The following is a 24111-nucleotide window of genomic DNA, read 5'->3' on the forward strand; positions in this document are numbered from 1 at the left end:
GTGTGGGGAGTCCATGGGTCTGGCCAGGATCAGCCGGTGACGCGGAGCTCGACGAGCACGGTGGGGGCTCCGCCGACTCCTTCGCCGACACCCTTGAAGTCGTCCTTCGGCACGTCCACGGTCTGGGTCTTGCCCTCCGCGGTGAGGTCGGCGCTCACCGGGCGGTCCGAGGTCTGGATCGCGAACACGTCGGGGATCTCCAGCGTCAGGTAGCCGCTCGAGCCGGTGGCGCGGAAGCAGTACATGCCGTCGGCTGTCTGCCGCGTCCACACCTGGATCTGGTTGACGGACGAGTCGCAGTCGGCGAGAAGCAGGTGGCCGTCGCCCTTGAGCAGCTTGATGCCCTTCTCGGCCAGGATCTTGTCGGCGTCGGGGTAATTGAATTCCTCGACGGCGACCGGGGGAATGTCCCCTTCGGCGGCGACCTGGGCGGTGGTGCCTTCGGCGGCAGCGGCGGAAGCCACGGCGAAAGTGGAAGCTCCGCCAACGGCCACAGCGGTTCCGACGGTGGCGGCAACGAGCCACTTACGAGCGGTCGATATCACAGAAATGACTCCTTCGTGAAAAACGCAGTCGGCACATCCACCGGACAGAACGTCATGTGACGTCACGTCAATCGGCGAAGCTGGACGGTAGTTCAGCCCTCACGAAGAGCACATGGTGATACACGCCACACCCCCCCGCGAGCCGTGCTTCAAGATCGCGCCAGACTAGCACCCGGGCCCGACAGGCATTCTGACCACATGTCACCGGTGAGAGAAGAGACATCGGCCCGGCAGAGGGTTGCATCGATTTCCGGCCAACCTTTCGGAATTACTCAAAGGCATTCCGAAATGCTTCCACCGCCGTCGCCGCGCCGAAATGCGGCAGTCGGCAGTCCGAGGTCCGCAGACGGCAGACGGCAGACGGCAGACGGCAGTCCGCAGTCGGCACGGGCGCGTGTTTCCGTCGCCCACCGGTGAATCCGGTCCCGGAGTCGGCGCAGGGGCGGCTCGAGCGCAGGATCACCGAGCCTTCCGCCGGCCCGCTCCCCGCTGCTGCCGGTCCCCGGGGCCCGCCGGCGGCACGCTCCTCGTGTCTCCTCGCGGAGCACGGCGAGGACGGTGGGTAGGGTGTCCGCATGACGACCGGGGTGCGGCGCAGGATGGGCGTCGAAGAGCGCAGACAGCAGCTGATCGGTGTGGCGCTGGATCTGTTCAGCCACCGCTCCCCCGACGACGTCTCGATCGACGAGATCGCGGCTGCCGCGGGCATCTCCCGTCCGTTGGTCTACCACTACTTCCCCGGCAAACAGAGCCTGTACGAAGCGGCGTTGCGGCGGGCCGCCGACGAACTCGCCGCCCGCTTCCTCGAACCGCGGGAGGGCCCGCTCGGCGCGCGACTGCTGCGGGTCATGGGGCGGTTCTTCGACTTCGTCGACGAACACGGCCCGGGTTTCTCCGCGTTGATGCGGGGCGGCCCCGCGGTCGGATCGTCCACGACCACCGCGATGATCGACGGCGTGCGGCAGGCCGCGTACGACCAGATCCTGACGCACCTGGACGTCGACGACCCGTCGCCGCGCCTCGCACTGGTCGTGCGCTCCTGGGTGTCGCTCGCCGAATCGACGGCGCTGCTCTGGCTCGACGGACGCCGCATCCCGCGCGCCGAGCTGGAGTTGCAGCTGGTGCACGACTTCGCGGCGCTGGCCGCGGTGAGCGCCGCCTACGACGAGGAGATGGCCGGCCTGCTCGTCCGCATCCTCGCGGAGGAGCCGATGGACGGTCCGTTCGGCGAACTCGTGGCCCGGCTCACGCAGCTGGCGCCGGCGATCACGAAGGTGCCCGCTCAGCGCCTCCGGTAGGACGCTTCAAGGTCCCGCACCTCGGCCGACAGGACCGGCATCGGGCCGCCGGCGGTCTCCAGATGACCGGCCAGCAGGTCGAGCACCGCCTCGGACAGCTCGGCCTTCAGCTCGGGAGCCCGGCCGGGAAGCAGCGCGATCCCGACGTGCACGACGGCGTCCTCGGCACCGCCCGCGCCGACCACCGTGTCCTCGATCCGGCGGAACCTGGTCTTGCAGGCGTCCAGCCGGGTGTCGACCGTCCGCACGACCAGCGCGTGCAGCTCACGGGCGAAGCCGTGGCGGTCGAAGGAGGGGTCCACGGTCTGCGAGTAGTCGACGGTGATCTGCGGCATGGGAACTCTCCGGTCGTCGGGGGCGGGCACCCGGCGGAGCCCGCGCCATCATTGGCCCATGATCGCCGACTCCGCCATCCGTCCCGCCACCGCCTCCGACTCCGACGTGGAGACCCTCGTCTCCCTCTACGACGGCGCCGCCCGCTGGATGCTGCGCCACCGCATCGACCAGTGGAAACCCGGCGACAAGGACGCCGCCCACTTCCGGCACCGGATGACCGAGGGCGAGGTGTGGCTGCTGCAGCTGGGCGGGCGGACGGCCGGGGCGTACGAGATGTGGTGGGACGACGTGCCGGCCTGGGGCGTGCAGCCGCCGGTCGCCGGCTACGTGCACCGCCTCATGACCGCGCGCGGCGCGGACGCGCCGCCCGGCGCCGGCCGCGTGCTGCTCGCCCACGCCGAGCGGCGTATCGCCGCAGCCGGACGGGAACTGGCCCGGCTGGACTGCCTGAGCCGCAATCCGCGGCTGCGCGCCTACTACGAGGCCGCCGGCTACCGGGTGGTGGGCGAGGAGCCCGCCAAGGTGGCGGCGGACGGCAGCAGTTACGGGGTGCTGCTGCTGGAGAAGCGCCTCGCTCGCAGCGCGAGCACCCCAACTCCCCCACCCATGACGCCCGGTGGGCAGCCGCCGACGTGACGGGTACAGTCCGGTCCGTGACCGCACCCGCCCGGCTGGCCGACATCGCGACCCAGGCGGGGGTCAGCGAAGCGACGGTGAGCCGGGTCCTCAACGGAAGGCCGGGCGTCGCCGCGACCACCCGCCAGTCGGTGCTCGCCGCCCTCGACGTGCTCGGCTACGAACGCCCCCTCCGGCTGCGCCGGCGCAGCGCGGGCCTGGTGGGGCTGATCACTCCCGGTCTCGACAACCCGATCTTCCCGGCCCTCGCCCAGGTCGTCGGCCAGGCCCTGACCCGGCAGGGATACACCCCGGTGCTGGTCACCCAGACACCCGGCGGGTCGACGGAGGACGAACTCACCGAGATGCTGGTCGACCGCGGCGTCTCCGGCATCATCTTCGTCTCCGGGCTGCACGCCGACACCACCGCCGGCCTGGACCGTTACGACCGGCTCCGCGCCGAGGGCGTCCCCTTCGTCCTCGTCGACGGATACGCGCCCGGTGTGTGCGCGCCGTTCATCTCGACGGACGACCGCGGCGCGATGCGGCTCGCCGTCACCCACCTCGCCTCGCTCGGGCACACCCGGATCGGCCTCGCGCTCGGCCCGAGGCGGTTCGTGCCGGTACAGCGCAAGATCGAGGGGTTTCGGCTCGCCGTGCAGGAGCAGCTCGGCATCGCGCCGGAGGCTTCCGGCGAGTTGGTCCAGCACTCCCTCTACACCCTCGAAGGCGGCCAGGCAGCGGCCTCCGCGCTGATGGACCGGGGGTGCACGGCCGTCGTCTGCGCCAGCGACATGATGGCTCTGGGGGCGATACGCGCCGCCCGTCGGCGGGGCCTCGAAGTGCCGGACGACGTCTCCGTCGTGGGATTCGACGATTCACCGCTGATCGCGTTCACCGACCCCCCGCTGACCACCGTCCGCAAACCGGTGCAGGCGATGGGTCAGGCGTCGGTGCGTGCGCTCCTGGAGGAGACGGGAGACAGCCACTCGGCGCCCGTACCGGACCGGCCCCGGACTCCCGTGCACGGCGAATTCGTCTTCATGCCGGAGCTGGTGGTCCGCGGTTCGACGGCTTCGGGACCGGGACGCGGCCCCGGACGCGCCCCTGGACGTGACCCCGGGGGCGACCCCGGACACGACCCCGCAGTCCCCTCTCCTCCGTGAGGGGGAGAGTGTGCGGTACGAACCCGACGGAGGGATGATCGGAGGGAGCCGTTCATCTGGCAAACTCCTCTCTCATGGGTGAAGCGACCGTGAAGACTCTTGAAGGGCGGACGGCGACCCCGTCACCCATGGTGGAGGACGAGGCCGCGGCCTCGCCCGGCCGTCCGCGCCTCCGGACGCGACTCCCACGGACGCCCGCCCGCCCCAGCATCTGGTTCGAAGTCATGCTGATCGCGGTGAGTTACTGGACGTACTCGCTCATCCGCAACGCCGTGCCCGAGCAGAAGAACCAGGCCCTGCGCAACGCCGACTGGATCTGGCAGGCGGAGCAGACCCTCGGCATAGCGGTGGAGGCGTCCGTCAACCACGCGGTGAACTCGGTGACATGGCTCATCGTGTCGATGAATTACTACTACGCCACCCTGCACTTCATCGTGACGATCAGTGTGCTGGTCTGGCTCTACCGTGTGCATCCGGGCCGTTACGCCGCGGCCCGGCTCGTCCTTTTCGCCACGACCGGTGTGGCTCTGGTCGGTTACTACCTGTACCCGCTCGCGCCGCCCCGGTTGATGAACGGCCAGAACTTCATCGACACGGTCCTGGTCCATGACACCTGGGGCTCGATGGCCTCCGGCGACCTCAAGAACATGTCGAACCAGTACGCGGCGATGCCGTCCATGCACATCGGCTGGTCGGTATGGTGCGGTGTGATCATCTTCGCGCTGGCGGCGGCGCCGTGGGCGAAGATCCTCGGCCTGCTGTACCCGACCCTGACGCTGGTCGTGATCGTCGCCACGGCGAACCACTTCTGGCTGGACGCGGTGGGCGGCATCGTCTGCCTGGCGTTCGGCTTCGGCGTCTCGTACGCGTGGTACCGGGCGCTGCCGCAGCAGCTTCCGCAGCTGGTGGCCGAAGTCCCCCGCGGCGGGGGGCCGGGCGGCAGCGGCCTGCGCCGCTTCCTCCCCGCGGCCCGCACCTGACACCACCGGGCACCTGCGGGGGCTCAGCCCCCGGACCCCCGCGCCTCAATCGCCGACGGGGCTGCAGTGCAGCCCGCCCGGCGATTGAGGGCACCGCGCGAAGCGCGGTACGGGTCCTGGGGGTCCCCCCACGCCGCCAGGCGTAGGGGAAGAGCCCGGTTTCGGGAAGGGGCGGGTAGGGGACAAGGCCCCGCGCAGCGGCCCCGCCCAGCCCGCCGACTACGCCCCGTAGAACACCGCTTCCATCACCCCGCGCGCCCTCCGCGTCACCCTCCGGTAGTCGTCCAGCATGTCCCCCACGTGCCCCGGCCCGTACCCCAGGTAGCGCCCCACCGCCGCCAGTTCCCGCGCGTCGGAGGGGAACGTGTCGCCCGCCCGGCCGCGGACCAGCATCACGCCGTTGCGCACGCGGGTCGCGAGGACCCAGGCGTCGTCGAGGGTGCGGGCGTCGTCCTCGGAGAGGAGGTCCGCCGCCCGCGCCGCCGCGAGGGCCTCGCGGGTGCGGGTGGTGCGCAGCCCCGGCTCCGACGCCCCGTGGCGCATCTGCAGCAGCTGGATGGTCCATTCGACGTCGCTCAGGCCGCCCCTGCCGAGCTTGGTGTGCAGGGTCGGGTCGGCACCCCGCGGCATCCGTTCGGACTCCATGCGCGCCTTGAGGCGTCGGATGTCGCGCAGCGCCTCGTCCCCGAGCCCCTGCCGCGGGTACCGCAGCGGGTCGATCAGCTCGACGAACGCTGCGCCGAGCGCGGCGTCGCCCGCCATCGGCCTGGCACGCAGCAGTGCCTGGCTCTCCCAGGTCAGGGACCACCGGCGGTAGTACGCCTCGTACGAGGCGAGCGTGCGCACCAGCGGTCCGTTGCGGCCCTCGGGCCGCAGGTCGGCGTCGATGAGGAGCGGCGGGTCGGCGGTCGGCAGCTGGAGCAGCCGCCGCATCTCGGCGACGACGCTGTTCGCGGCCCGTGCCGCTTCCTGCTCGTCGACGCCTTCGCGCGGCTCGTGGACGAACAGGACGTCCGCGTCGGAGCCGTAGCCGAGCTCGTGCCCGCCGAAGCGGCCGACGCCGATGACCGCGAAGCGGGTGGGGAGGGTGTCGCCCCACTGTTCGCGTACGGCGGCGCGCAGCGCGCCCGCGATCGTGGCCGCCGTCAGTTCGGTGACGGCGTCGCCGACGCGGTCCACCAGGGCGCCGGGGTCGCCCTCGGCCGGGTTGTCCTCGGTGCCGTACGAGCCGATGAGGTCGGCGGCGGCGGTGCGGAACAGCTCCCGGCGCCGCACCCCGCGGGCCGCGGCGACCGCCGCCTCCGCGGTGTCGGCGCGGCCGACGGCGGCGAGGACCTCCTGTTCGAGGTGGTCGCGGCCGCGTGGCCGCAGTCCGCCGGGATCGCCGAGGATCGCGACGGCCTCGGGCGCACGCAGGAGCAGGTCGGGCGCGAGCCGCCCGGCGGACAGCACCCGCGCCAGGTTCTCCGCGGCGGCGCCCTCGTCGCGCAGCAGCCGCAGGTACCAGGGCGTCTTGCCGAGCGCGTCGGAAACCTTGCGGAAGCCGAGGAGGCCCGCGTCGGGGTCGGCCGAGTCGGCGAACCAGCCGAGGAGGACGGGCAGCAGGGTGCGCTGGATGGCGGCCTTGCGGCTGACCCCGGAGGCGAGCGCCTCCAGGTGGCGCAGCGCGGCGGCGGGGTCGGCGTATCCGAGGGCCTCCAGGCGCTGGCCCGCGGCCTTGGGGCTGAGCCGGGTCTCGCCGGGGGCGAGCTGCGCCACGGCGTCGAGCAGCGGCCGGTAGAAGATCTTCTCGTGCAGGCGGCGCACCACGGAGGCGTGCCGTTTCCACTCGCGGCTCAGGGTGGTGACGGGGTCGGTGCGCAGTCCGAGGGAGCGCGCGAGACGGCGCAGGTCGGCCTCGTCCTCGGGCACGAGGTGGGTGCGGCGCAGCTTGTACAGCTGGATGCGGTGCTCCATGGCCCGCAGGAAGCGGTACGCCTCGTCCAGCTGCGCCGCGTCCGCCCGGCCGACGTAGCCGCCGGCGGCGAGGGCCTGGAGGGCTTCGAGGGTGGTGCCGCTGTGCAGGGTGGCGTCGCTGCGGCCGTGGACGAGTTGCAGCAGCTGCACGGCGAACTCGACGTCGCGCAGGCCGCCGGGGCCGAGCTTGAGTTCGCGCTCTATCTCGGCGACGGGGATGTTGTCGACGACGCGGCGGCGCATCTTCTGCACGTCGGCGACGAAGTTCTCGCGTTCCGCCGCCTGCCAGACCAGCGGCGCGACCGCTTCCGCGTAGGCCTGGCCGAGAGCGGTGTCGCCGGCGACGGGCCGGGCCTTGAGGAGCGCCTGGAACTCCCAGGTCTTGGCCCAGCGCTGGTAGTACGCGAGATGGCTGGAGAGGGTGCGCACCAGGGGCCCGTTGCGTCCTTCGGGCCGCAGGTTGGCGTCGACGGGCCAGATGGTGCCCTCGACGGTCGTCTCCGAGCAGATGCGCATCAGGTGGGAGGCGAGCCGGGTCGCGGCCTGCAGTGCCTTGGCCTCCTCGGTGCCGTTCGTGGGCTCGGCGACGAAGATGACGTCGACGTCGGAGACGTAGTTGAGCTCGTTGCCGCCGCACTTGCCCATGGCGATGACGGCGAGCCGGCAGGCCGCCGCGTCCTCGGGGGCCGCGGCGCCTGCGATGGTGAGGGCCGCCCGCAGGGTGGCGGTGGCGAGGTCGGCCAGTTCGGCGGCGGCCTCCGCCACGTCGGTGGTGCCGCACACGTCGCGGGCGGCGATGGCCAGCAGGCAGCGCCGGTAGGAGACGCGCAGGGAGACGGAGTCGGTCGCGTCGCAGAGTCCGCGTTCGAAGTCGGCGACGCCCGGGTGCAGGTCGGCCGACTCGTAGGTGGCGAGGGCGTGCCAGTCGCGGGGGTGGCGCACCAGGTGGTCGCCGAGCGCCTCGGACGCGCCGAGGACCCCGAGCAGCCGGTCGCGCAGTGGCTTCGCGGTGATCACGTTGTCGAGGAACCGGCGCCTCTCGTCCGCCTCGTGGGCCTCGACGAGGCGGACGAGAGAGCGCAGGGCGAGGTCGGGGTCGGCGGTGGCGCCGAGGGCGTCGAGGAGGACCGGGTCGCTGCGCACGGGCGCCATGTCGGGCAGGTCGAGGAGCCGTGAGGCGGCGGACGGGTCGGTGAAGCCGTGCCTCAACAACCGGGTGAACGTACTGCTCCTGCGCCCCGGAACCGTCATCCCGGTCTCCCGTCCTGCCGTGTCGCCCTGCCGCCGTGTGCGCTCGAGCGTAGCCGCAGGCCACGGCGTGCTGCCCGGCGCACCACGCGGTGCCGCGCCGCGCGGGGGGCCGGCCGGCCCGTGCGCGGGGGCCGATGAGTCCGGACGCCGGGCACGGTCTACCAGTGCGACGGCCCTTCCGGCTTCGACGAGAGAGGACCACGTGATGCCACACGTCACACCCACCGCGGAGCTCGATGTCCGCTTCAGCGATCCGAAGGCGTCGGCGGCCGACTGGTCGGCGGCGGCCGCTCAGCTCCGCGACGCCGAGGTGTTCTGGCTGACGACCGTACGGCCGGACGGCCGCCCGCACGTCACGCCGCTGATCGCCGTCTGGCAGGACGACGCCCTGCACTTCTGCACCGGCCCCGGGGAGCGCAAGGCGAAGAATCTCCGGGAGAACCGGGAGGTCGTCCTCACCACCGGCGCCCCGTCGCTGAGCGAGGGCCACGACGTGGTCGTCGAGGGCGAGGCGGTGCGCGTGACCGACCCGGCGGCGCTGGGCGTCCTGGCGGACGCGTATGTACGCAAGTACGGTCCGGACTGGACGTTCACGGTCGGCGACGGCGTGTTCGTGCACGAAGCCGGCGAAGCACTGGTATTCCGGGTGGCGCCGCGGACGGTCTTCGGCTTCGCGAAGGGCGACCCGTTCGGCCAGACCCGCTGGCGCTTCACGCAGTGAACCTCGACGTGAGCCTCGACCCGACGATAGGAAACCCCCTGTGGAACTGACCCTTGAAGTCGTCCCCGTCCCGGTCACGGACCTGGACCGCTCGAAGACCTTCTACGCGGAAGCCTGCGGTTTCAAGGTCGACCTCGACTCCGAGGTCGCGCCCGGTATGCGGATCATCCAGCTGACTCCGCCGGGTTCGCGCTGCTCCGTCGCCCTGATGAGCGGCCTGCCCCCGCACCCCGAGCAGCCCACGATGTCACCGGGCAGCCTCCACGGTCTCCAGCTGTGCGTCACGGACATCGCCAAGGCCCATTCCGAGCTGATGTCGCGCGGGGTCCCGGTGACGTCGATCCAGCACGTCGGCGCGACGGGCTGGGAGGAGGGCACGGGCGAGGAGTGGAACTCGTTCATGTTCTTCAAGGACCCGGACGGCAACAGCTGGTGCGTCCAGGAGGCCCCGGCTCCGCTGTCGGAGCGCTGAGGACCGCGACGGCGCCGCCGGGGTCGGTCCGTCAGCCGTCCGGGCGGTGACGGCCCCGGGCAGCGCGGCAGTCCGTCCCTGCCGGGTACGCGCGCGTGGCCGCCGCGTCGGCGCCGAGCGACGGCGACCGAACGGCGTCACTGTCAGAGGCGGCTGGTATCCATGGGCGCATGGATACCGATCACGTGTCTCCAGCCGACCTGGCCGCCCTCCGCTCGGCGTTCGGCGTGGACGACGGCGGCGAGTCGGCACTCGGCTGGGACGCCGTCCGTGCCTTCGAGGCGGAGCACGGCGTCGTGCTGCCGGAGCCGTACCGCAGCTTCGTCGCGGAGGTGACCGACGGCTCGTACCAGGGCCCGCCGGACTACGGTCTGATGCCGCTCGCCGAGATGCCGGACGACTGGGGCGACGACCGGCCGGTGCGGGACCTGAGCCGGCCGTTCCCGCTGACCTCGGCATGGCTCTGGGAGGAGGACGAGGAGGACGACGACCGGTCGGAGGAGGAGCGGGAGGCGCTTCTCGACGCGGTGTTCGACCACGGCTCCGTCGTGCTGGGAACCGACGGGTGCGGCATGTACTGGCACCTTGTCGTCACCGGCCCCCAGCGCGGCCACATATGGAACATCTCCGGGGAGGGTGCCGGACCCTTCGGGGCGGAATTCGGTCACACCACGTCGCAGCCCGGATTCGCAGGATGGGTCGCGCACTGGGCAGCCGGCAAGCCGTGGTTCGATGCCGCATGACCACACTTCGGGAAGAACCGTCGTTCCTGCATGACACCCGCGCCTCGTACGACGCGATCGCCGTCGACTACGCGGAGATGTTCAAGGGCGAGCCGGAGGTCAAGCCCCTGACCCTCGCCATGCTCACCGCCTTCGCCCGGACCGTCGCCGACGACGGGGGCGGGCCCGTCGTGGAGTTCGGGTCCGGGCCGGGGCGGGTGACGGCGTATCTCGACCGGCTCGGGACGGACGTCAGGGGCGTCGACCTGTCGCCCGCGATGGTCGCGCTGGCGCGGCGGACGTTTCCGGAACTCCGGTTCGACGAAGGCTCCATGACGGAGCTCGGCGGCTTCGCGGACGGGTCGCTGCGCGGCATCGTCGCCTGGTACTCGCTGATCCACCTGCCGCCCGCAGAGGTTCCCGGCGTACTCGCGGAGTTCCACCGCATCCTGGCGCCCGGAGGGCACCTGGCGCTGGCCTTCCAGGTCGGTGAGGACGTGTCGCGCCGTACCGAAGCCTTCGGCCACCGCCTGTCGCTCGACTTCCACCGCATGCGGCCGGACCGCGTCACGGAGCAGCTGCGGGAGGCAGGCTTCGCACCACTGGCGACCATGGTCCGCGAGGCGGCCCCGGACGAGAAGACCCCGCAGGCCCATCTGATCGCTCGTAAGCCGGACCGGGCGTAGACGCGCGGCCGCCCGGGCCGGGAGCTGTGCCCACCGGTCCGGGCCGGGTCGTTCACGCGGGTGGTGTCACTGCTGCGGCGGCTCGTCGCGGCGCTCCGTCCCGCCGGTGCCGCCACCTCCGTACTGGTCCCTCATCTTGTCCTGGGCCGTGTCCACGTGGCGGCGGTGCTTGCCCTGGGTCTTGTCGTCCACGGAGTCGCCGGCCCTGTCGATGCCCTGGTTCGTCTGGTCAGGGTGGCCTTTGAGCATGTTCTTGAGCTTGTCCATCATGGACATGGGGTTTTCCTCCTCGACGCAGGGTCCCCCGTCCCTCCAGGGTCACCGCACCGGGCGCGTTTCGCATCCGCACAGCCCGCCGAAGCGGACAGATCCCGGCCCAGTGGGCTATCGGGTCCCTACTGGCGACTCAAGGACCGGCTGACGCCCGCCGCGATCGTGGTCGCCAGCACCCAGCCGCCGATGATCAGGAGATACGCGAGCCACTGGTACGCACCCTGCGGGGCGTATGCGGTCTCCTGGCCGAAGCCGATGATCGGCAGCAGCAGGTCGAGGGTGTAGAAGAGCGGGTTGAACTCGGGCGCCTCGCCCGGTTTCAGCGCGGGCGGATGCTTGATGGCGAAGGCCAGGGCGCCCGTGAGCAGCAGGGCCGCCAGCCATCCCGCGGCGCGCATCGGGCGGAAGCCGTAGCCGACGGTCACGTCCTGGAGGTGGCCCCAGGCCCTGGCGTACCAGGGCAGGGTGCGGCGGTGGCGGCGGAGCTTGGCGAACTGGACGGTTCGGGCGGCGGCCTCGTCGCCGGCCGCGCGGTAGGCGCAGGTCAGCTGCTCGTATCCGAAGGGCAGATAGCCCCCCGTCTCGCGTTCCAGCAGCGGCAGCCGCTGCTCGGCCGGAAGGTGGGGGTCGAGCCGGCCGTAGGTGAGGCCGTCGACGAGGACCCGCTCGGGCCACACCTCCGGGGATATGTGCAGCAGATCCAGCTGGGCCCGGCGCAGGTTGACGGTCCCCTCGATGGGGGCCGCGCTGCGCAGCCACAGTTCGCCGACGACGCAGCTGCTGGCGCGCAGCGCGAGCCCTTCCGGGTTGGACAGTCGGGCGTAGGCCAGATTGAGCTGACCGGGGACTGCCGCGCCGGTGAGGTTGATCCGGCCTTCGGCCCGCAGCCGCATGGCGCGCAGGTCGGTGGCGACGACGATGTTCTCCGCGTGGAGGGCGGTGCCGCCGGGTCTGTGCAGCGTGGCGTCGTCGAGGTTGACCTGGCCGCCGACGGTGGTGCCGTTCAGCCGGGTCTCGCCGTGGACGACGAGGCTTGGCGCCCAGACGTCGGTGCCGACGGTGGCGTGGTTGAGGGACAGGGCCGGCTCGTCGAGGTCCGGTCCGCCGTCGCCCGGGCCGAGGTGCGCCCGGTTGAGGAAGATCGCGCCGCCGACCTGCGCCCCGGCAAGTCGTACGGGTCCGGTGACGCGGCAGCAGGTCAGCCGCAGGACGATGTCGACGCGCAGGGTGCCGGCGGTGAGGCCCGGAAGCACCGAGTCGGTCAGTACCAGGGCGCGGATCTGCGCGCCGTAGAGGTCCGGGGTCTTCTCGAAGTGGCACGCGCGCAGTCGTACGGGGCACTCGACCGTGCCGTACTTGAGGTCCAGTACGCCGGTGATGCGTGCGCCCCACAGTTTCAGGCCCGCGATCTCGCCGTCCCGGCTCGGCACGTCCACGAGCATCGCGCGCAGGACCTCTGCCCGTACGGTCCGCTCCGGGCCCCAGGACGCGCCGAGTGCGGGATCGTCGTCGGGGTCCTCGCGGAGGTCGACGGCCTCTCCCTTGGGGAACGCCTGAAGGACGCGCCGCTCCGCCGGTGTCAGGTCGGTGATCTCCACCGGCGGGATGCTGTCGCGTGCCCGTTCGAGCTGTCAACCCGCCCCGGACGCAGGCGTGTTGCTCAGCCGCCCATGGCGTCCAGCACGGCCTCGACCGCCGTCCTCACCCGGTGGTACGCCTGGTGGCGGCGCCCGCAGTGGCGCTTCGCGCGCCACCAGCGCCGGCGCGGCAGCTCACGGTGGCACCACTTGCATCTCCGCTGCCGCATCACGGCCCCCCTTTTTCCCCGTTGCGCGGCGGCCACCACCTCCGCCGCGCCCCGTACGCGCTCGCCTACAGCACCGGCAGCGACTTCCGCAGCTCGAAGGCCGTGACCTCGCTGCGGTACTCCTCCCACTCCTGCTTCTTGTTGCGCAGGAAGAAGTCGAAGACGTGCTCGCCCAGCGTCTGGGCCACCAGTTCGCTGCGCTCCATCAGGTCGATCGCCTCGCCCAGGTTCTGCGGCAGCGGGGTGATGCCCATCGCGCGGCGTTCCGCGTCGGAGAGGGCCCAGACGTCGTCGTCCGCGCCGGCCGGGAGCTCGTAGCCCTCCTCGATGCCCTTGAGGCCCGCAGCGAGCAGCACGGCGTACGACAGGTACGGGTTGGCGCCGGAGTCGAGGGAGCGGACCTCGATGCGGGCGGAGCCGGTCTTGCCCGGCTTGTACATCGGGACGCGGATCAGGGCGGAGCGGTTGTTGTGGCCCCAGCAGATGTACGAGGGGGCCTCGCCGCCGGCGCCGGCACTGCGGGTGGAACCGCCCCAGATGCGCTTGTAGGAGTTGACCCACTGGTTGGTGACGGCCGAGATCTCGGCGGCGTGCCGCAGCAGGCCGGCGATGAAGGAGCGGCCGACCTTGGAGAGCTGGTACTCGGCACCGGACTCGTAGAAGGCGTTGCGGTCACCCTCGAAGAGGGACAGGTGGGTGTGCATGCCGGAGCCGGGATACTCGGAGAACGGCTTCGGCATGAACGTGGCCTGGACGCCCTGCTCGAGCGCGACCTGCTTCATGACCAGGCGGAACGTCATGATGTTGTCGGCCGTGGACAGTGCGTCCGCGTACCGCAGGTCGATCTCCTGCTGGCCGGGCGCGCCCTCGTGGTGGCTGAACTCGACCGAGATGCCCATCGACTCGAGCATGGTGATCGCCTGGCGGCGGAAGTCCATGCCGACGTTCTGCGGGGTGTGGTCGAAGTAGCCGGAGCTGTCGGCGGGCGTGGGGCGGCTGCCGTCCACGGGCTTGTCCTTGAGCAGGAAGAACTCGATCTCGGGGTGGGTGTAGAAGGTGAAGCCCAGGTCCGAGGTCTTGGCCAGGATGCGCTTCAGCACGAAGCGCGGGTCCGCGAACGACGGCGAGCCGTCGGGCATCAGGATGTCGCAGAACATCCGGGCCGTGCCGGGGGCCTCGGCGCGCCACGGGAGGATCTGGAAGGTGGCGGGGTCCGGCTTGGCGATCATGTCCGACTCGTAGACGCGGGCGAAGCCCTCGATCGCGGAGCCGTCGAAGCCGATACCTTCGTCGAACGCCTGTTCAAGTTCGGCGGGTGCCACGGCGACCGACTTCAGGAAGCCGAGCACATCGGTGAACCACAGGCGTACGAAGCGGATGTCGCGCTCCTCGAGCGTACGGAGCACGAATTCCTGCTGCTTGTCCATGTCTGCGTTCCTACCCATCCTTGCCGGTCACGGCGCGTGCCTGCTCCCTGGAGCATCCCATCCGCGGGTTTCGGGGAGATTGCGTACGCGGCTGAGCCCATTGTGGGTCAGGGGCAACCCGGAAACGACCCTGAGGCCCCTCTCGCTCGCTTTTCCGGGCCACGGCCCCCGGCGGGTGGCCTGCCCCACGAGCTGAGCCGGCCGATCTGCCGCCCGACTGCGGTGCCGGACGCGCGCGCCCACTACGATCTGCGGCCATGGGGGGTTCGCGGTCCTACCGCCTCTCACGCACCACGCGTCCCACGGCTCTGCTGAGCGCCGTCGCGACGCTCCTCGGTGCGCTCTTCATCTGCCTCGTCCCGGCCGGTCCGCACCACGACACGACCGCTCCCCCGGCGTACGGGCCGCTCGTGGCGACCGCGTACAGCTGCCCGCACGACGAGGGCCGCTGCGGGCTGCTCCCGGTGCTGAGCCCCGCGGTGCTGACCGCGCCGCCCCTCGACGCCCCACCGACGGCGGGCGCCACACCCCCGTATCCCGGTCCGGACACCGAGGCCGGCCCGCACCACCGTTCCGGAGCGCAGGCACGCGCCCCGGACCTGCACGTCCTTCAGGTACTGCGGACTTAAGAACCGGGTCCGCACGGCCTTGCACGCATCGCTGTACCCCCATTCCGCAGACTTCACGAAGGACACCGCCACCATGGCTTCCCGTAACACCACCAACGACCGCCGGGCCCGCATAGAGCAGATGCGCCGCGCGGAGCAGTCCCGCGAGCGCCGCAACCGCATCCTCACCATCGGCATCAGCGGCGTCGTCGTCGCCGGCCTCGTCGGCTTCGGGGTCTTCGTGCTCAACAAGGAGTCCGAGGAGAAGGAGCAGCGCGTCGCCGAGGCGAAGGCTCCCGTCAAGGACGAGCAGAGCTGGGACGCGAAGAAGCTCGGCCGCAACCACGTGGACACGCCCGTCACGTACGAGATGCAGCCGCCGGTCGGCGGCGACCACAACCCGGTGTGGATGAACTGCAACGGCGACGTCTACAAGGAGCCGATCCCCGACGCCAACGCCGTCCACTCGCTCGAGCACGGCGCGGTGTGGGTGACCTACACCGACAAGGCCGCCAAGGGCGATGTCGACAAGCTCGCCGAGAAGGTCAAGAAGACGCCGTACTCGCTGATGAGCCCGTACAAGGACCAGGACGCCGCGATCATGCTGAGCGCCTGGGGCAAGCAGGTCGCCGTCGACTCGGCCGACGACAAGCGGGTCAGCCAGTTCTTCACCAAGTATGTGCAGGGCCCGCAGACCCCCGAGCCGGGCGCGGCCTGCACGGGCGGACTGAGCGGCAAGTGAAGGGCATGACGCGTACGCACTGGGCCGCCGTCACGGCGGTCGTCCTGGCGCTGCTGTTCGCGGGGGCCGCCACGGTGGCCTCCGCCGGCGACGGCACCACGGCCGCGGACCGCACGCCGACGGGGGCGTCCGCGGACGCCGGATTCGCCCGCGACATGTCGGTGCACCACCAGCAGGCGGTGGAGATGTCGTTCGTCGTCCGCGAGCGCACCGAGAACGACGAGGTGCGCAGGCTCGCGTACGACATCGCCAACACGCAGGCGAACCAGCGCGGGATGATGCTGGGCTGGCTCGACCTGTGGGGGCTGCCCAAGCTCGACGCGGACGCCGAGCCGATGGACTGGATGAGCGCGGGCGCCGACGGCGCCTCCGGGCACTCCGGGCACGGAGGCGGGCACGAGGCCGGGGACGGGGACGGGGACGGGCCGCTGATGCCCGGCATGGCGACCAAGGCGGAAGTGGAGCAGCTGTCCCGGCTCAGCGGCAAGCAGGCCGAGATCCTCTACCTGCAGCTGATGATCATCCACCACAACGGTGGCATCGCCATGGCCAAGGGCTGCGTCGACCGGTGCGAGGTCCGCGTCGAGCGGGATCTGGCGCAGGGGATGGTGGACGCGCAGGCGTCCGAGGTCGAGCTGATGGTGAACATGCTGCGCAAGCGCGGCGCACAGCCGCGCACCTGACGCGCGCGGCGCCGTCCGTGGCACGCGGCGACTGCGGTCGCGTGCCACGGACGGCGCAATGACAATGGGGTGGCTCGGGGCCGTACGGCATCCAGGAGGCACGACCCATGACCACGGCGAAGGACATCATGCACCCGGGGGCCCGGTGGATCCCCCAACACGAGACCCTCGACCGCGCGGCACAGCTGATGCGCGAACTGGACGTCGGCGCGCTTCCCATCGCCGACACCGACGAGCGCCTGTGCGGCATCCTCACCGACCGCGACATCGTCGTCGGCTGCGTCGCCATGGGCCACGACCCGTCCAGGGTCACCGCAGGCGACATGGCGAAGGGCACGCCGCGCTGGATCGACGCGGGCGCGGACGTCGAAGCGGTGCTGCGGGAGATGCAGGGGCACCAGATCCGGCGGCTGCCGGTGATCGAGAACAAGCGGCTGGTCGGCATGATCAGCGAAGCGGATCTGGCGCAGCACCTGAGTGAGGACCAGCTGGCGGGGTGGGCGGAACGGGTCTACGCGGAGAGCGGGACGGAGCGGTTGACGGACGCGGGCGCCATGACCTGAGCCGACGCGGCGCGTCCCGGGGGTGCCCCTCCCCCGGTGGGGCACCCCCGGGGTGGGCGCCCTGCCTCCCGGGGTGGCGTCGACGGCGGTGTGCACCGCCCCCGGGCGGGGCGCCCACCGGTCTCGGGTTACGAGGGCCGGAAGCCCCCGTGCACGCTCCTGCGGACGCCAGGCCGGCCGGTCAGTCGACGAGGTACCGGACCGCGTCGACGACATGCGGCCGTGACCGAACGCCGCACTGAGACGTTCGAGTCGGCCGTACGTCTCGGGCGACATACGTGACCAGTACTGGTTGGCGGCATGCAGCAGGAAGCGGAACGCCAGTTCCGAGCAGACCGTTTCCGCGCAGCGCACCAGCGCCTCACGGGTCGCGGGCAGCGGCATGTGCCCCTCGGCCCGCTGGTCGATCAGGCCGACCAGTTCCACCACCTCCCCGGCCAGCCGCCGGTGCTGGACCGCCGCTGCGCTCGTGCCGTCCGGAACACAACCGGGACAGCTCGTGCAGACCGCCTCCGACGCACCCCGTGCCCTCGCGAGCGCGACCACCGCGCTCAGCAGCCGGTCCAGCCAGGCGCGCTCCGCTCCCTGGGTCTCCGGCGCACCGCCGTGCGGCGGGTCGGTGGCGTGCCAGAGCAGGCCCAGCTCGCCGCCGTCGAGGGCGGAGCCCCGCAGCCGCAGGATGTCCTCGATGAGCAGGCTGAGGCCCGCGGGGTCGCCTTCCGGGCCCAGGTAGGTGAGGACGTGGTCAGTTCGTCTTCGGTGTCGAGGCACCAGTCCCCGTGGAAAGAGGCGCCGAGCGCGGTGATGCCGAAGTCGAAGACGGTCTCGTCCCGCTGTGCTGCCGGATCGTGCATGGTGCGGCTCCTTACAGCGGGTAGGCGGTCAGAACGTAGAAGCCGCCGGGTTTGTGGCCCTTCTCGACTGCCAGGGTCACGGTGAAGCGGTTGCTCGTCGTCGCACTGTAATTGCCGCCGAGACGGTCGACACTGTCGCCCAGCGAGCCGGTGCCGTGGGTGCCGGTGAGTCCGTCATCTGCTGCCGGGTCACGTTGACGTGCTCGTCCAATGTGTGCGCGACATCCAAGAACATGCGTTCGGCACGGGCCAGGTCGGTGCAGTTGTGGGCGAGGACGTCCTCCGTGCCGACCCGGACGTAGTAGCTGTCGATACCGCTGACGTCGAGGTCGTACGTGTCCTGGCGTCCCGAGTGACGGCTGACGGCGGTGACCGTCACCAGTGCGCCCTCGGAGGACCGCGAGCGGTCGCCCGGCCGCAGTTCACCTGTTGGTACCCAGGACTGGCGCTCGGGCACAGGTGAGGCCGCCCTGCCTGGGGGGAGCCCCGCGCAGGCGGCCCGGCGCCGTGTGGGCCGCGTCACCCGGAAGGGCATCGCGTCAGAAAGACGATTACACTGGCCCCGTGCCTCAACTACGCCTCGCTCTGAATCAGATCGACTCGACCGTCGGCGACCTCACCGGCAACGCCGAGGCGATCGTGCACTGGACCCGGCACGCCGCCGAGCAGGGGGCGCATCTCGTCGCGTTCCCCGAGATGGTGTTGACCGGTTATCCCGTCGAGGACCTCGCCCTGCGGTCGTCCTTCGTCGAAGCGTCCCGTTCCGCGCTGCAGGCCCTCGCGGTGCGGCTCGACGCGGAGGGGTTCGGCGAACTGCCGGTGATCGTCGGGTACCTGGACCGTTCGGAGACGGGCCGGCCCAAGTACGGGCAGCCCGCCGGCGCCCCGCACAACGCCGCCGCCGTGCTGCACCGCGGCGCGGTGGTGCTGAGCTTCGCCAAGCACCATCTCCCCAACTACGGGGTCTTCGACGAGTTCCGCTACTTCATGCCGGGCGACACCATGCCCGTGATCCGCGTCCGTGGCGTCGACGTGGCGCTCGCGATCTGCGAGGACCTGTGGCAGGACGGCGGCCGCGTCCCGGCGGCGCGCAGCGCGAAGGCGGGGCTGCTGGTCTCGATCAACGCCTCGCCGTACGAGCGTGAGAAGGACGACACCCGCCTCGAGCTGGTGCGCAAGCGTGCGCAGGAGGCCGGCTGCACCACCGCCTACGTGGCGATGATCGGCGGGCAGGACGAGCTGGTCTTCGACGGCGACTCGATCGTCGTCGGCGCGGACGGCGACGTCGTCGCCCGCGCCCCGCAGTTCTCCGAGGGCTGCGTCGTGCTCGACCTGGAGCTGCCCGCCGCCGCGGCCGACGCCCCGGACGGCGTGGTCGACGACGGCCTGCGGATCGACCGCGTCGTGCTGTCCGAGGAGCCGCTGCCCGCGTACGAGGCGGAGCTCACGGGCGGGTACGCCGACCGGCTCGACGACGACGAGGAGGTGTACTCGGCGCTGGTCGTCGGCCTGCGCGCGTACGCCGCGAAGAACGGTTTCCGTTCGGTGCTCATCGGTCTGTCCGGCGGTATCGACTCCGCTCTCGTCGCCGCCGTCGCCTGCGACGCGCTCGGTGCGCAGAACGTGTACGGCGTCTCGATGCCGTCCAAGTACAGCTCCGACCACTCCAAGGACGATGCCGCGGAGCTGGCCCGCCGGACCGGGCTCAACTTCCGTACCGTGCCGATCGAGCCGATGTTCGACGCGTACATGGGGTCGCTGGGGCTCACCGGTCTCGCGGAGGAGAACCTGCAGTCGCGGCTGCGCGGCACGATGCTGATGGCGATCTCCAACCAGGAGGGGCACATCGTGCTCGCGCCGGGCAACAAGTCCGAGCTGGCCGTGGGGTACTCGACGCTGTACGGCGACTCGGTCGGCGCCTACGGGCCGATCAAGGACGTGTACAAGACGACCGTGTTCCGGCTCGCGAAGTGGCGCAACCGCGCCGCCGAGGAGCGCGGCCAGACGCCGCCGATCCCGGAGGCGTCGATCACCAAGCCGCCGAGCGCCGAACTGCGCCCCGGCCAGGTCGACACCGACTCGCTGCCGGACTACGACGTGCTGGACCGGATCCTGGAGCTGTACGTCGACCGGGACCAGGGCAAGGACGCGATCGTCGCGGCCGGGTTCGACGAGGAGCTGGTGACGAAGACGCTGCGGCTGGTGGACACGGCCGAGTACAAGCGGCGCCAGTACCCGCCGGGCACCAAGATCTCGGCGAAGGGCTTCGGCAAGGACCGGCGGCTGCCGATCACGAACCGCTGGCGCGAGACGACGAGCCGGCGGAGCTGACCGTCTGCTGCCTGAGGGGGCTTCCCGCGACGACGCGGGAGGCCCCCTTCGCCGTACGGCCCGGCCCCCGGTCGCGGTCCAGCAGTCCGGCCGTCACGGCGATCGCGAGACCCACGACGGCGAGGACCGCGCCGACGAGGGCCGGCGACGTCCAGCCCCAGCCCGCCGCGATGGCCGCGCCGCCGAGCCAGGCGCCGCCGGCGTTGGCGAGGTTGAAGGCGGAGTGGTTGGAGGCGGAGGCCAGGGTCGGGGCGTCCTTCGCCTTGCGCATCACCAGCATCTGCAGCGGCGTGGTGGTCAGGAAGCCGACCGCGCCGAGGACGACGACGGCGGTCAGGGCGAGCCAGGGCGTGCCGACGGTGAACGGGAAGGCGGCCAGCACGAGTGCGAGCGCGGTGAGGGAGCCGTAGAGCGTCGGCCGCAGTGCGCGGTCGGTGAGCGGGCCGGCGGCCAGGGCTCCCAGGGTCATGCCGATGCCGAACAGGGCGAGGACGAGGGTGACGGACGGCTCGCCGAGTCCGATCGCCTCGGTCGTCATCGAGGCGAGGTAGGAGTACACGGCGAAGACTCCCGCGAAGCCGAAGACCGCGGTCAGCAGGCCGAGCACCACCTGCCGGTCGCCGAGGGCGCGCAGCTCGCGGCCGACGCTCTGGTGGGCGTCGAGCGGCATGTGCGGCACGAGGCGGGCGAGGGCCGCCATGGCGACGAGGCCGATGACGGTCACGACGAGGAACGTCGCCCGCCAGCCGAGCTGCTGGCCGAGCGCGGTCGCGGCGGGGACGCCGACGATGTTGGCCACGGTGAGCCCGAGGAACATGGTGGCGACGGCCCGGGCCTGCCGGTGCTCCCGTACGAGGCGTGCCGCGACGACGGCGCCGACACCGAAGAACGCACCGTGCGGCAGCCCGGCGAGGACGCGTCCCGCGAGCAGGGTGCCGAAGCCGGGGGCGAGGGCGGAGGCCAGGTTGCCGACGGTGAACAGCGCCATCAGGAGCAGCAGCATCCGCTTGCGCGGGACGCGGGAGCCGAGGGCGGTGAGCAGAGGGGCGCCGATGACGACGCCGATGGCGTAGGCGGAGACGAGGTGGCCGGCGCTGGGGACGGAGGTACCGAGATCGTCGGCGACGTTGGGCAGCAGGCCCATCATCACGAATTCGGTGGTTCCGATGCCGAAGGCGGACACGGCGAGGGCGAGGAGCGCCAAGGGCATGGGGGAGCCTTTCCGAGTAAGTTCGTTCTCGGAACAAATGCTCTCAGACGTTTTGTTCCCAGCGGTGAACGGCGGGTTGCCGCGACGTTCTCCCGCCCCGCCTTCCGCCTGTGCCAGGGGGGAGAGGAGGGGCGGGGCGGGGAAGGTCACAGGGTGACGCTCGCGGCGATCGGCAGATGGTCGCTCGGCGTGCGCGGCAGCGTCCACGACGACACCGGCTCCACGCCCCGCACCATGATCTGGTCGATCCGCGCCATCGGGAACGCCGCCGGCCAGCTGAAGCCGAACCCGTCGCCCGCCGCTCCCTGCGTGGAACGCATCTGGGACGTCACGGCGTTCAGGGAGCGGTCGTTCATCGTGCCGTTGAGGTCACCCAGCAGCACGATCCGGTCCTCCCGCTCGCGCGCGATAGCCTCGCCCAGCGCGTCGGCGCTGTCGTCGCGCTGGTTGGCGGTGAAACCGGCGTTGAGCTTCACACGCACGGACGGCATGTGCGCCACGTACACGGCGACGTCTCCCCCGGGCACCTCCACCGTCGTCCGCATGGCCCGGACCCAGCCCATCCCGATGTCGACGGGGGCCGTGCCGGTCAGCGGGTACTTGCTCCACACGCCGACCGTGCCCTCCACCGCGTGATGGCGGTACGCACCGGACAGCGCCTCCTCGTACGCCGCGACCTGCCCGGCCGGCAGCTCCTGGAGCGCCAGGACGTCCGCCCCCGAGGCGGCGACGTCCTTCGCGGTGCCCGCCGGGTCCGGGTTGTCCGCGTTCACGTTGTGCGTGGCGACGGTCAGGTCGCCCCGGTCGTGAGCCGCGGCGGCGGACTTGCCGGTCAGCAGCCCGCCGAAGAGGTCGAGCCACACGACCAGCGGCAGCAGTACCGCGATCAGCGGGACGAAGATCCCGAGCCACGGCAGGAACGTCTCCGTCAGGCTGCCGAGGTTGCCGATCCGGTTCGGAATCCGCGAGTGCAGCGCCATCAGCAGGGCGATCAGCACGGCGAAGAGAGCGAGGACGACGCCGCGCCGCCAGATGCCCCGGTCCTCGCGCCACCGCGCGGGCAGGAGACCCCCGAGTCTCCCGGCGAAGGAGCCGGTGTGCGTCCCGGCTGCGCCGTTCCCCGTTTCCGCCGTGTACGCCTGCGCCATGAATGCTGTCCTCACTGCCTTGCACTGTCTTGCCGTCACGCCTGCCTCGCCGCCGTCCCAAGGACCCTAGGCGATGGCCGGTGGTCACTCCGCCGTCCCGGGACGGCCGTACTTCCTCGATGACGACGGGGCGCCACCACGGGTTCCTGGCGTACGGCCCGCCGCCGACGCTGTGACAGAACGGGCACACTTCCGCGCCCGGGCGCGGCGGCGCGCGCCGTGTGACGGGGTCCTCTTTTCGCGGGGCGGCATGAAGTGCCACCATGGAGGCGGTCCGGGGACGCCGTCAGGGCGCCTCGAGATGACGAAGGAGCCGAATACTCATGACGCTTCAGCCTGCCCAGAAGGCCACCGACAGCAGCAAGGCGCTGTACGGAGGCAAGCAGCAGCGCCGCATCACCGTGCACGACATCGCCGCTGCCAAGGAGCGCGGCGAGAAGTGGCCCATGCTCACCGCCTACGACGCGATGACCGCGTCCGTGTTCGACGAGGCAGGCATCCCCGTGGTGCTCGTCGGCGACTCGATGGGCAACTGCCACCTCGGTTACGAAACCACCGTGCCCGTCACCATGGACGAGATGACCCTGCTGTCGGCGGCCGTCGTACGGGGCACCAAGCGCGCCCTCGTCGTCGGCGACCTGCCCTTCGGCGCGTACCAGGAGGGCCCGGTCCAGGCCCTGCGCAACGCCACCCGGCTGGTCAAGGAAGCGGGTGTCGGCGCGGTCAAGCTGGAGGGCGGCGAGCGTTCGCTGGCCCAGACCGAGCTGATCGTGCGGTCCGGCATCCCGGTCATGTCGCACCTCGGTCTGACCCCCCAGTCCGTGAACACCATGGGCTACCGCGTGCAGGGCCGCAGCGACGAGGCCGCGCACCGGCTGATCCACGACGCCAAGGCCGCTCAGGACGCGGGCGCGTTCGCGGTGGTCCTCGAACTGGTCCCCGCCGAGCTCGCCGCCGAGGTCACCCGCTCCCTGCACATCCCCACCATCGGCATCGGCGCCGGCCCCGACACGGACGCGCAGGTCCTGGTGTGGACCGACATGGCGGGCCTGACGGGCGGCAAGGTGCCGCGCTTCACCAAGCAGTACGCTGACCTCCGCCGGACCCTCGGCGACGCGGCGAAGGCGTTCGCGGACGACGTCGCGGGCGGCGCGTTCCCCGCCGAGGAGCACACGTTCCACTGAGTCACGCGCACCACCGCATCGAGCCACTCCCGGCACAGACGACAGCCCGCCGACCGTCCCCCGTCGGCGGGCTGTCGGCGTGACGTGCCAGTCGGCCGTAACGTGCCAGTCGGCGTAACGTGAGAAGTGGCCTCGGGGACCGCACGTACATCGCCAGGAGGCGGGACATCATGGCCGCACTCGTGAGCAGGAACTTCGACTCGGCTGACGAGACCCGTGCGTTCGAGGACGGGAAGGGAAAGCTGGACGTCATCAACACGGAGCACGGGCCGGTCGGCCGGGCCGTGTTCGAACCGGGCTGGCGCTGGTCCACCCACATCAAGCCGATCGCGGGCACGGACAGCTGCCAGGCCGCCCATGTGGGCTACACGGTGAGCGGCCGGATGAAGGTCGTCATGGACGACGGCGAGACCGGCGAGGCCGGCCCCGGTGACTTCATCTCCATCGCACCCGGCCATGACGCCTGGGTCGTCGGCGACGAGCCGTGCGTGGTGATCGACTGGGTCGGCTTCGGCGAATACGCCAAGTCCTGA

At 71.5% G+C, this 24111-nt stretch carries 25 protein-coding genes; 15 read left to right on the forward strand and 10 right to left on the reverse strand.

The window, feature by feature from the left end:
- Positions 1-29: 29 nt before the first annotated feature.
- Positions 30-464: a hypothetical protein gene (locus tag OGH68_RS09790; protein WP_264242967.1), complete on the reverse strand. Its 435-nt coding sequence runs from the start codon at positions 462-464 to the stop codon at positions 30-32.
- Positions 465-1120: 656 nt separating this feature from the next.
- Here OGH68_RS09790 and OGH68_RS09795 point away from each other — a divergent pair.
- Positions 1121-1843, forward strand: a complete 723-nt coding sequence (locus OGH68_RS09795; RefSeq protein ID WP_264242968.1) for a TetR/AcrR family transcriptional regulator — start codon at positions 1121-1123, stop codon at positions 1841-1843.
- Here OGH68_RS09795 and OGH68_RS09800 read toward each other — a convergent pair.
- Positions 1828-2178 (reverse strand): 5-carboxymethyl-2-hydroxymuconate Delta-isomerase, encoded by a 351-nt coding sequence (locus tag OGH68_RS09800; RefSeq protein WP_264242969.1) that lies wholly within the window; start codon positions 2176-2178, stop codon positions 1828-1830. The two genes, OGH68_RS09795 and OGH68_RS09800, sit on opposite strands and share 16 nt — an antisense overlap.
- A gap of 58 nt (positions 2179-2236) precedes the next feature.
- Here OGH68_RS09800 and OGH68_RS09805 point away from each other — a divergent pair, with 58 nt between their 5' ends.
- The 3 genes from OGH68_RS09805 (at position 2237) to OGH68_RS09815 (ending at position 4940) form a co-directional block, all read left to right on the forward strand.
- Positions 2237-2815 (forward strand): GNAT family N-acetyltransferase, encoded by a 579-nt coding sequence (locus tag OGH68_RS09805; RefSeq protein WP_264242970.1) that lies wholly within the window; start codon positions 2237-2239, stop codon positions 2813-2815.
- Positions 2816-2832: 17 nt separating this feature from the next.
- Positions 2833-3960 carry a LacI family DNA-binding transcriptional regulator gene (locus tag OGH68_RS09810; RefSeq protein WP_264242971.1) on the forward strand — a complete coding sequence of 376 codons (1128 nt, stop codon included), beginning with the start codon at positions 2833-2835 and terminating at the stop codon, positions 3958-3960.
- Between the two features lie 74 nt (positions 3961-4034).
- Positions 4035-4940 carry a phosphatase PAP2 family protein gene (locus OGH68_RS09815; RefSeq protein ID WP_264242972.1) on the forward strand — a complete coding sequence of 302 codons (906 nt, stop codon included), beginning with the start codon at positions 4035-4037 and terminating at the stop codon, positions 4938-4940.
- 219 nt (positions 4941-5159) lie between these two features.
- Here the strand turns inward: OGH68_RS09815 and OGH68_RS09820 are convergent, their stop codons facing one another.
- Positions 5160-8147, reverse strand: coding sequence for a bifunctional [glutamine synthetase] adenylyltransferase/[glutamine synthetase]-adenylyl-L-tyrosine phosphorylase (locus tag OGH68_RS09820; protein WP_264242973.1), 2988 nt, complete (start codon positions 8145-8147; stop codon positions 5160-5162).
- Positions 8148-8352: 205 nt separating this feature from the next.
- Between OGH68_RS09820 and OGH68_RS09825 the strand changes: the two genes are divergently transcribed.
- From OGH68_RS09825 to OGH68_RS09840, 4 genes are all read left to right on the forward strand, one after another.
- On the forward strand, positions 8353-8868 hold the full coding sequence (locus OGH68_RS09825) for a pyridoxamine 5'-phosphate oxidase family protein (protein WP_264242974.1): 516 nt from the start codon (positions 8353-8355) through the stop codon (positions 8866-8868).
- 40 nt (positions 8869-8908) lie between these two features.
- Positions 8909-9340: a VOC family protein gene (locus OGH68_RS09830; RefSeq protein WP_264242975.1), complete on the forward strand. Its 432-nt coding sequence runs from the start codon at positions 8909-8911 to the stop codon at positions 9338-9340.
- A gap of 170 nt (positions 9341-9510) precedes the next feature.
- On the forward strand, positions 9511-10083 hold the full coding sequence (locus tag OGH68_RS09835; protein WP_264242976.1) for an SMI1/KNR4 family protein: 573 nt from the start codon (positions 9511-9513) through the stop codon (positions 10081-10083).
- On the forward strand, positions 10080-10748 hold the full coding sequence (locus OGH68_RS09840) for a class I SAM-dependent DNA methyltransferase (RefSeq protein ID WP_264242978.1): 669 nt from the start codon (positions 10080-10082) through the stop codon (positions 10746-10748). Before OGH68_RS09835 ends, OGH68_RS09840 begins: the two co-directional genes overlap by 4 nt.
- A gap of 66 nt (positions 10749-10814) precedes the next feature.
- Here OGH68_RS09840 and OGH68_RS09845 read toward each other — a convergent pair whose 3' ends face one another.
- The 4 genes from OGH68_RS09845 to OGH68_RS09860 form a co-directional block, all read right to left on the reverse strand.
- The gene (locus OGH68_RS09845) at positions 10815-11024 is read right to left on the reverse strand and encodes an antitoxin (protein ID WP_264242980.1); all 210 of its coding nucleotides are present in this window, start codon (positions 11022-11024) and stop codon (positions 10815-10817) included.
- 119 nt (positions 11025-11143) lie between these two features.
- On the reverse strand, positions 11144-12619 hold the full coding sequence (locus tag OGH68_RS09850) for a membrane-associated oxidoreductase (protein WP_264242981.1): 1476 nt from the start codon (positions 12617-12619) through the stop codon (positions 11144-11146).
- A gap of 62 nt (positions 12620-12681) precedes the next feature.
- Complete coding sequence (locus OGH68_RS09855; protein WP_264242982.1) at positions 12682-12828, reverse strand: hypothetical protein; 147 nt, start codon at positions 12826-12828, stop codon at positions 12682-12684.
- Between the two features lie 65 nt (positions 12829-12893).
- Positions 12894-14255, reverse strand: coding sequence for a glutamine synthetase family protein (locus OGH68_RS09860; protein ID WP_264242983.1), 1362 nt, complete (start codon positions 14253-14255; stop codon positions 12894-12896).
- A 257-nt stretch (positions 14256-14512) separates the two neighbouring features.
- Here OGH68_RS09860 and OGH68_RS09865 point away from each other — a divergent pair, with 257 nt between their 5' ends.
- The 4 genes from OGH68_RS09865 (at position 14513) to OGH68_RS09880 (ending at position 16851) form a co-directional block, all read left to right on the forward strand.
- Entirely contained in the window at positions 14513-14884 is a 372-nt protein-coding gene (locus tag OGH68_RS09865; RefSeq protein ID WP_264242984.1) for a hypothetical protein, read from the forward strand.
- A 73-nt stretch (positions 14885-14957) separates the two neighbouring features.
- Positions 14958-15605, forward strand: a complete 648-nt coding sequence (locus OGH68_RS09870) for a DUF3105 domain-containing protein (RefSeq protein ID WP_264242985.1) — start codon at positions 14958-14960, stop codon at positions 15603-15605.
- A gap of 5 nt (positions 15606-15610) precedes the next feature.
- Positions 15611-16288 (forward strand): DUF305 domain-containing protein, encoded by a 678-nt coding sequence (locus OGH68_RS09875; protein WP_264242987.1) that lies wholly within the window; start codon positions 15611-15613, stop codon positions 16286-16288.
- Between the two features lie 107 nt (positions 16289-16395).
- Complete coding sequence (locus OGH68_RS09880) at positions 16396-16851, forward strand: CBS domain-containing protein (RefSeq protein WP_264242989.1); 456 nt, start codon at positions 16396-16398, stop codon at positions 16849-16851.
- A gap of 930 nt (positions 16852-17781) precedes the next feature.
- Here OGH68_RS09880 and OGH68_RS09885 read toward each other — a convergent pair.
- Positions 17782-18162, reverse strand: a complete 381-nt coding sequence (locus tag OGH68_RS09885; protein WP_264242990.1) for an HINT domain-containing protein — start codon at positions 18160-18162, stop codon at positions 17782-17784.
- Between the two features lie 107 nt (positions 18163-18269).
- Here OGH68_RS09885 and OGH68_RS09890 point away from each other — a divergent pair, with 107 nt between their 5' ends.
- On the forward strand, positions 18270-20036 hold the full coding sequence (locus OGH68_RS09890; RefSeq protein WP_264242991.1) for an NAD+ synthase: 1767 nt from the start codon (positions 18270-18272) through the stop codon (positions 20034-20036).
- Here the strand turns inward: OGH68_RS09890 and OGH68_RS09895 are convergent.
- Positions 19996-21246, reverse strand: a complete 1251-nt coding sequence (locus OGH68_RS09895; RefSeq protein WP_264242992.1) for an MFS transporter — start codon at positions 21244-21246, stop codon at positions 19996-19998. The genes OGH68_RS09890 and OGH68_RS09895 overlap by 41 nt on opposite strands.
- A gap of 146 nt (positions 21247-21392) precedes the next feature.
- Entirely contained in the window at positions 21393-22394 is a 1002-nt protein-coding gene (locus OGH68_RS09900) for an endonuclease/exonuclease/phosphatase family protein (RefSeq protein WP_264242993.1), read from the reverse strand.
- A 323-nt stretch (positions 22395-22717) separates the two neighbouring features.
- Between OGH68_RS09900 and panB the strand changes: the two genes are divergently transcribed.
- Both panB and OGH68_RS09910 read left to right on the forward strand, forming a co-directional pair.
- Complete coding sequence (gene panB, locus OGH68_RS09905; RefSeq protein WP_264242994.1) at positions 22718-23578, forward strand: 3-methyl-2-oxobutanoate hydroxymethyltransferase; 861 nt, start codon at positions 22718-22720, stop codon at positions 23576-23578.
- A gap of 170 nt (positions 23579-23748) precedes the next feature.
- Positions 23749-24111, forward strand: a complete 363-nt coding sequence (locus OGH68_RS09910) for a cupin domain-containing protein (RefSeq protein ID WP_264242996.1) — start codon at positions 23749-23751, stop codon at positions 24109-24111.

Source organism: Streptomyces peucetius (genome assembly GCF_025854275.1).
Taxonomy (GTDB): domain Bacteria; phylum Actinomycetota; class Actinomycetes; order Streptomycetales; family Streptomycetaceae; genus Streptomyces; species Streptomyces peucetius_A.

Bases quoted from the DNA above. Each gene is read 5' to 3' on its own strand.
- OGH68_RS09795 (WP_264242968.1), top strand. From the start codon at position 1,121: ATGACGACCGGGGTGCGGCGCAGGATGGGCGTCGAAGAGCGCAGACAG.
- OGH68_RS09800 (WP_264242969.1), bottom strand. From the start codon at position 2,178: ATGCCGCAGATCACCGTCGACTACTCGCAGACCGTGGACCCCTCCTTC.
- OGH68_RS09805 (WP_264242970.1), top strand. From the start codon at position 2,237: ATGATCGCCGACTCCGCCATCCGTCCCGCCACCGCCTCCGACTCCGAC.
- OGH68_RS09815 (WP_264242972.1), top strand. From the start codon at position 4,035: ATGGGTGAAGCGACCGTGAAGACTCTTGAAGGGCGGACGGCGACCCCG.
- OGH68_RS09820 (WP_264242973.1), bottom strand. From the start codon at position 8,147: ATGACGGTTCCGGGGCGCAGGAGCAGTACGTTCACCCGGTTGTTGAGG.
- OGH68_RS09825 (WP_264242974.1), top strand. From the start codon at position 8,353: ATGCCACACGTCACACCCACCGCGGAGCTCGATGTCCGCTTCAGCGAT.
- OGH68_RS09835 (WP_264242976.1), top strand. From the start codon at position 9,511: ATGGATACCGATCACGTGTCTCCAGCCGACCTGGCCGCCCTCCGCTCG.
- OGH68_RS09840 (WP_264242978.1), top strand. From the start codon at position 10,080: ATGACCACACTTCGGGAAGAACCGTCGTTCCTGCATGACACCCGCGCC.
- OGH68_RS09845 (WP_264242980.1), bottom strand. From the start codon at position 11,024: ATGTCCATGATGGACAAGCTCAAGAACATGCTCAAAGGCCACCCTGAC.
- OGH68_RS09855 (WP_264242982.1), bottom strand. From the start codon at position 12,828: ATGCGGCAGCGGAGATGCAAGTGGTGCCACCGTGAGCTGCCGCGCCGG.
- OGH68_RS09860 (WP_264242983.1), bottom strand. From the start codon at position 14,255: ATGGACAAGCAGCAGGAATTCGTGCTCCGTACGCTCGAGGAGCGCGAC.
- OGH68_RS09865 (WP_264242984.1), top strand. From the start codon at position 14,513: ATGGGGGGTTCGCGGTCCTACCGCCTCTCACGCACCACGCGTCCCACG.
- OGH68_RS09870 (WP_264242985.1), top strand. From the start codon at position 14,958: ATGGCTTCCCGTAACACCACCAACGACCGCCGGGCCCGCATAGAGCAG.
- OGH68_RS09875 (WP_264242987.1), top strand. From the start codon at position 15,611: ATGACGCGTACGCACTGGGCCGCCGTCACGGCGGTCGTCCTGGCGCTG.
- OGH68_RS09880 (WP_264242989.1), top strand. From the start codon at position 16,396: ATGACCACGGCGAAGGACATCATGCACCCGGGGGCCCGGTGGATCCCC.
- OGH68_RS09895 (WP_264242992.1), bottom strand. From the start codon at position 21,246: ATGCCCTTGGCGCTCCTCGCCCTCGCCGTGTCCGCCTTCGGCATCGGA.
- OGH68_RS09900 (WP_264242993.1), bottom strand. From the start codon at position 22,394: ATGGCGCAGGCGTACACGGCGGAAACGGGGAACGGCGCAGCCGGGACG.
- panB (WP_264242994.1), top strand. From the start codon at position 22,718: ATGACGCTTCAGCCTGCCCAGAAGGCCACCGACAGCAGCAAGGCGCTG.
- OGH68_RS09910 (WP_264242996.1), top strand. From the start codon at position 23,749: ATGGCCGCACTCGTGAGCAGGAACTTCGACTCGGCTGACGAGACCCGT.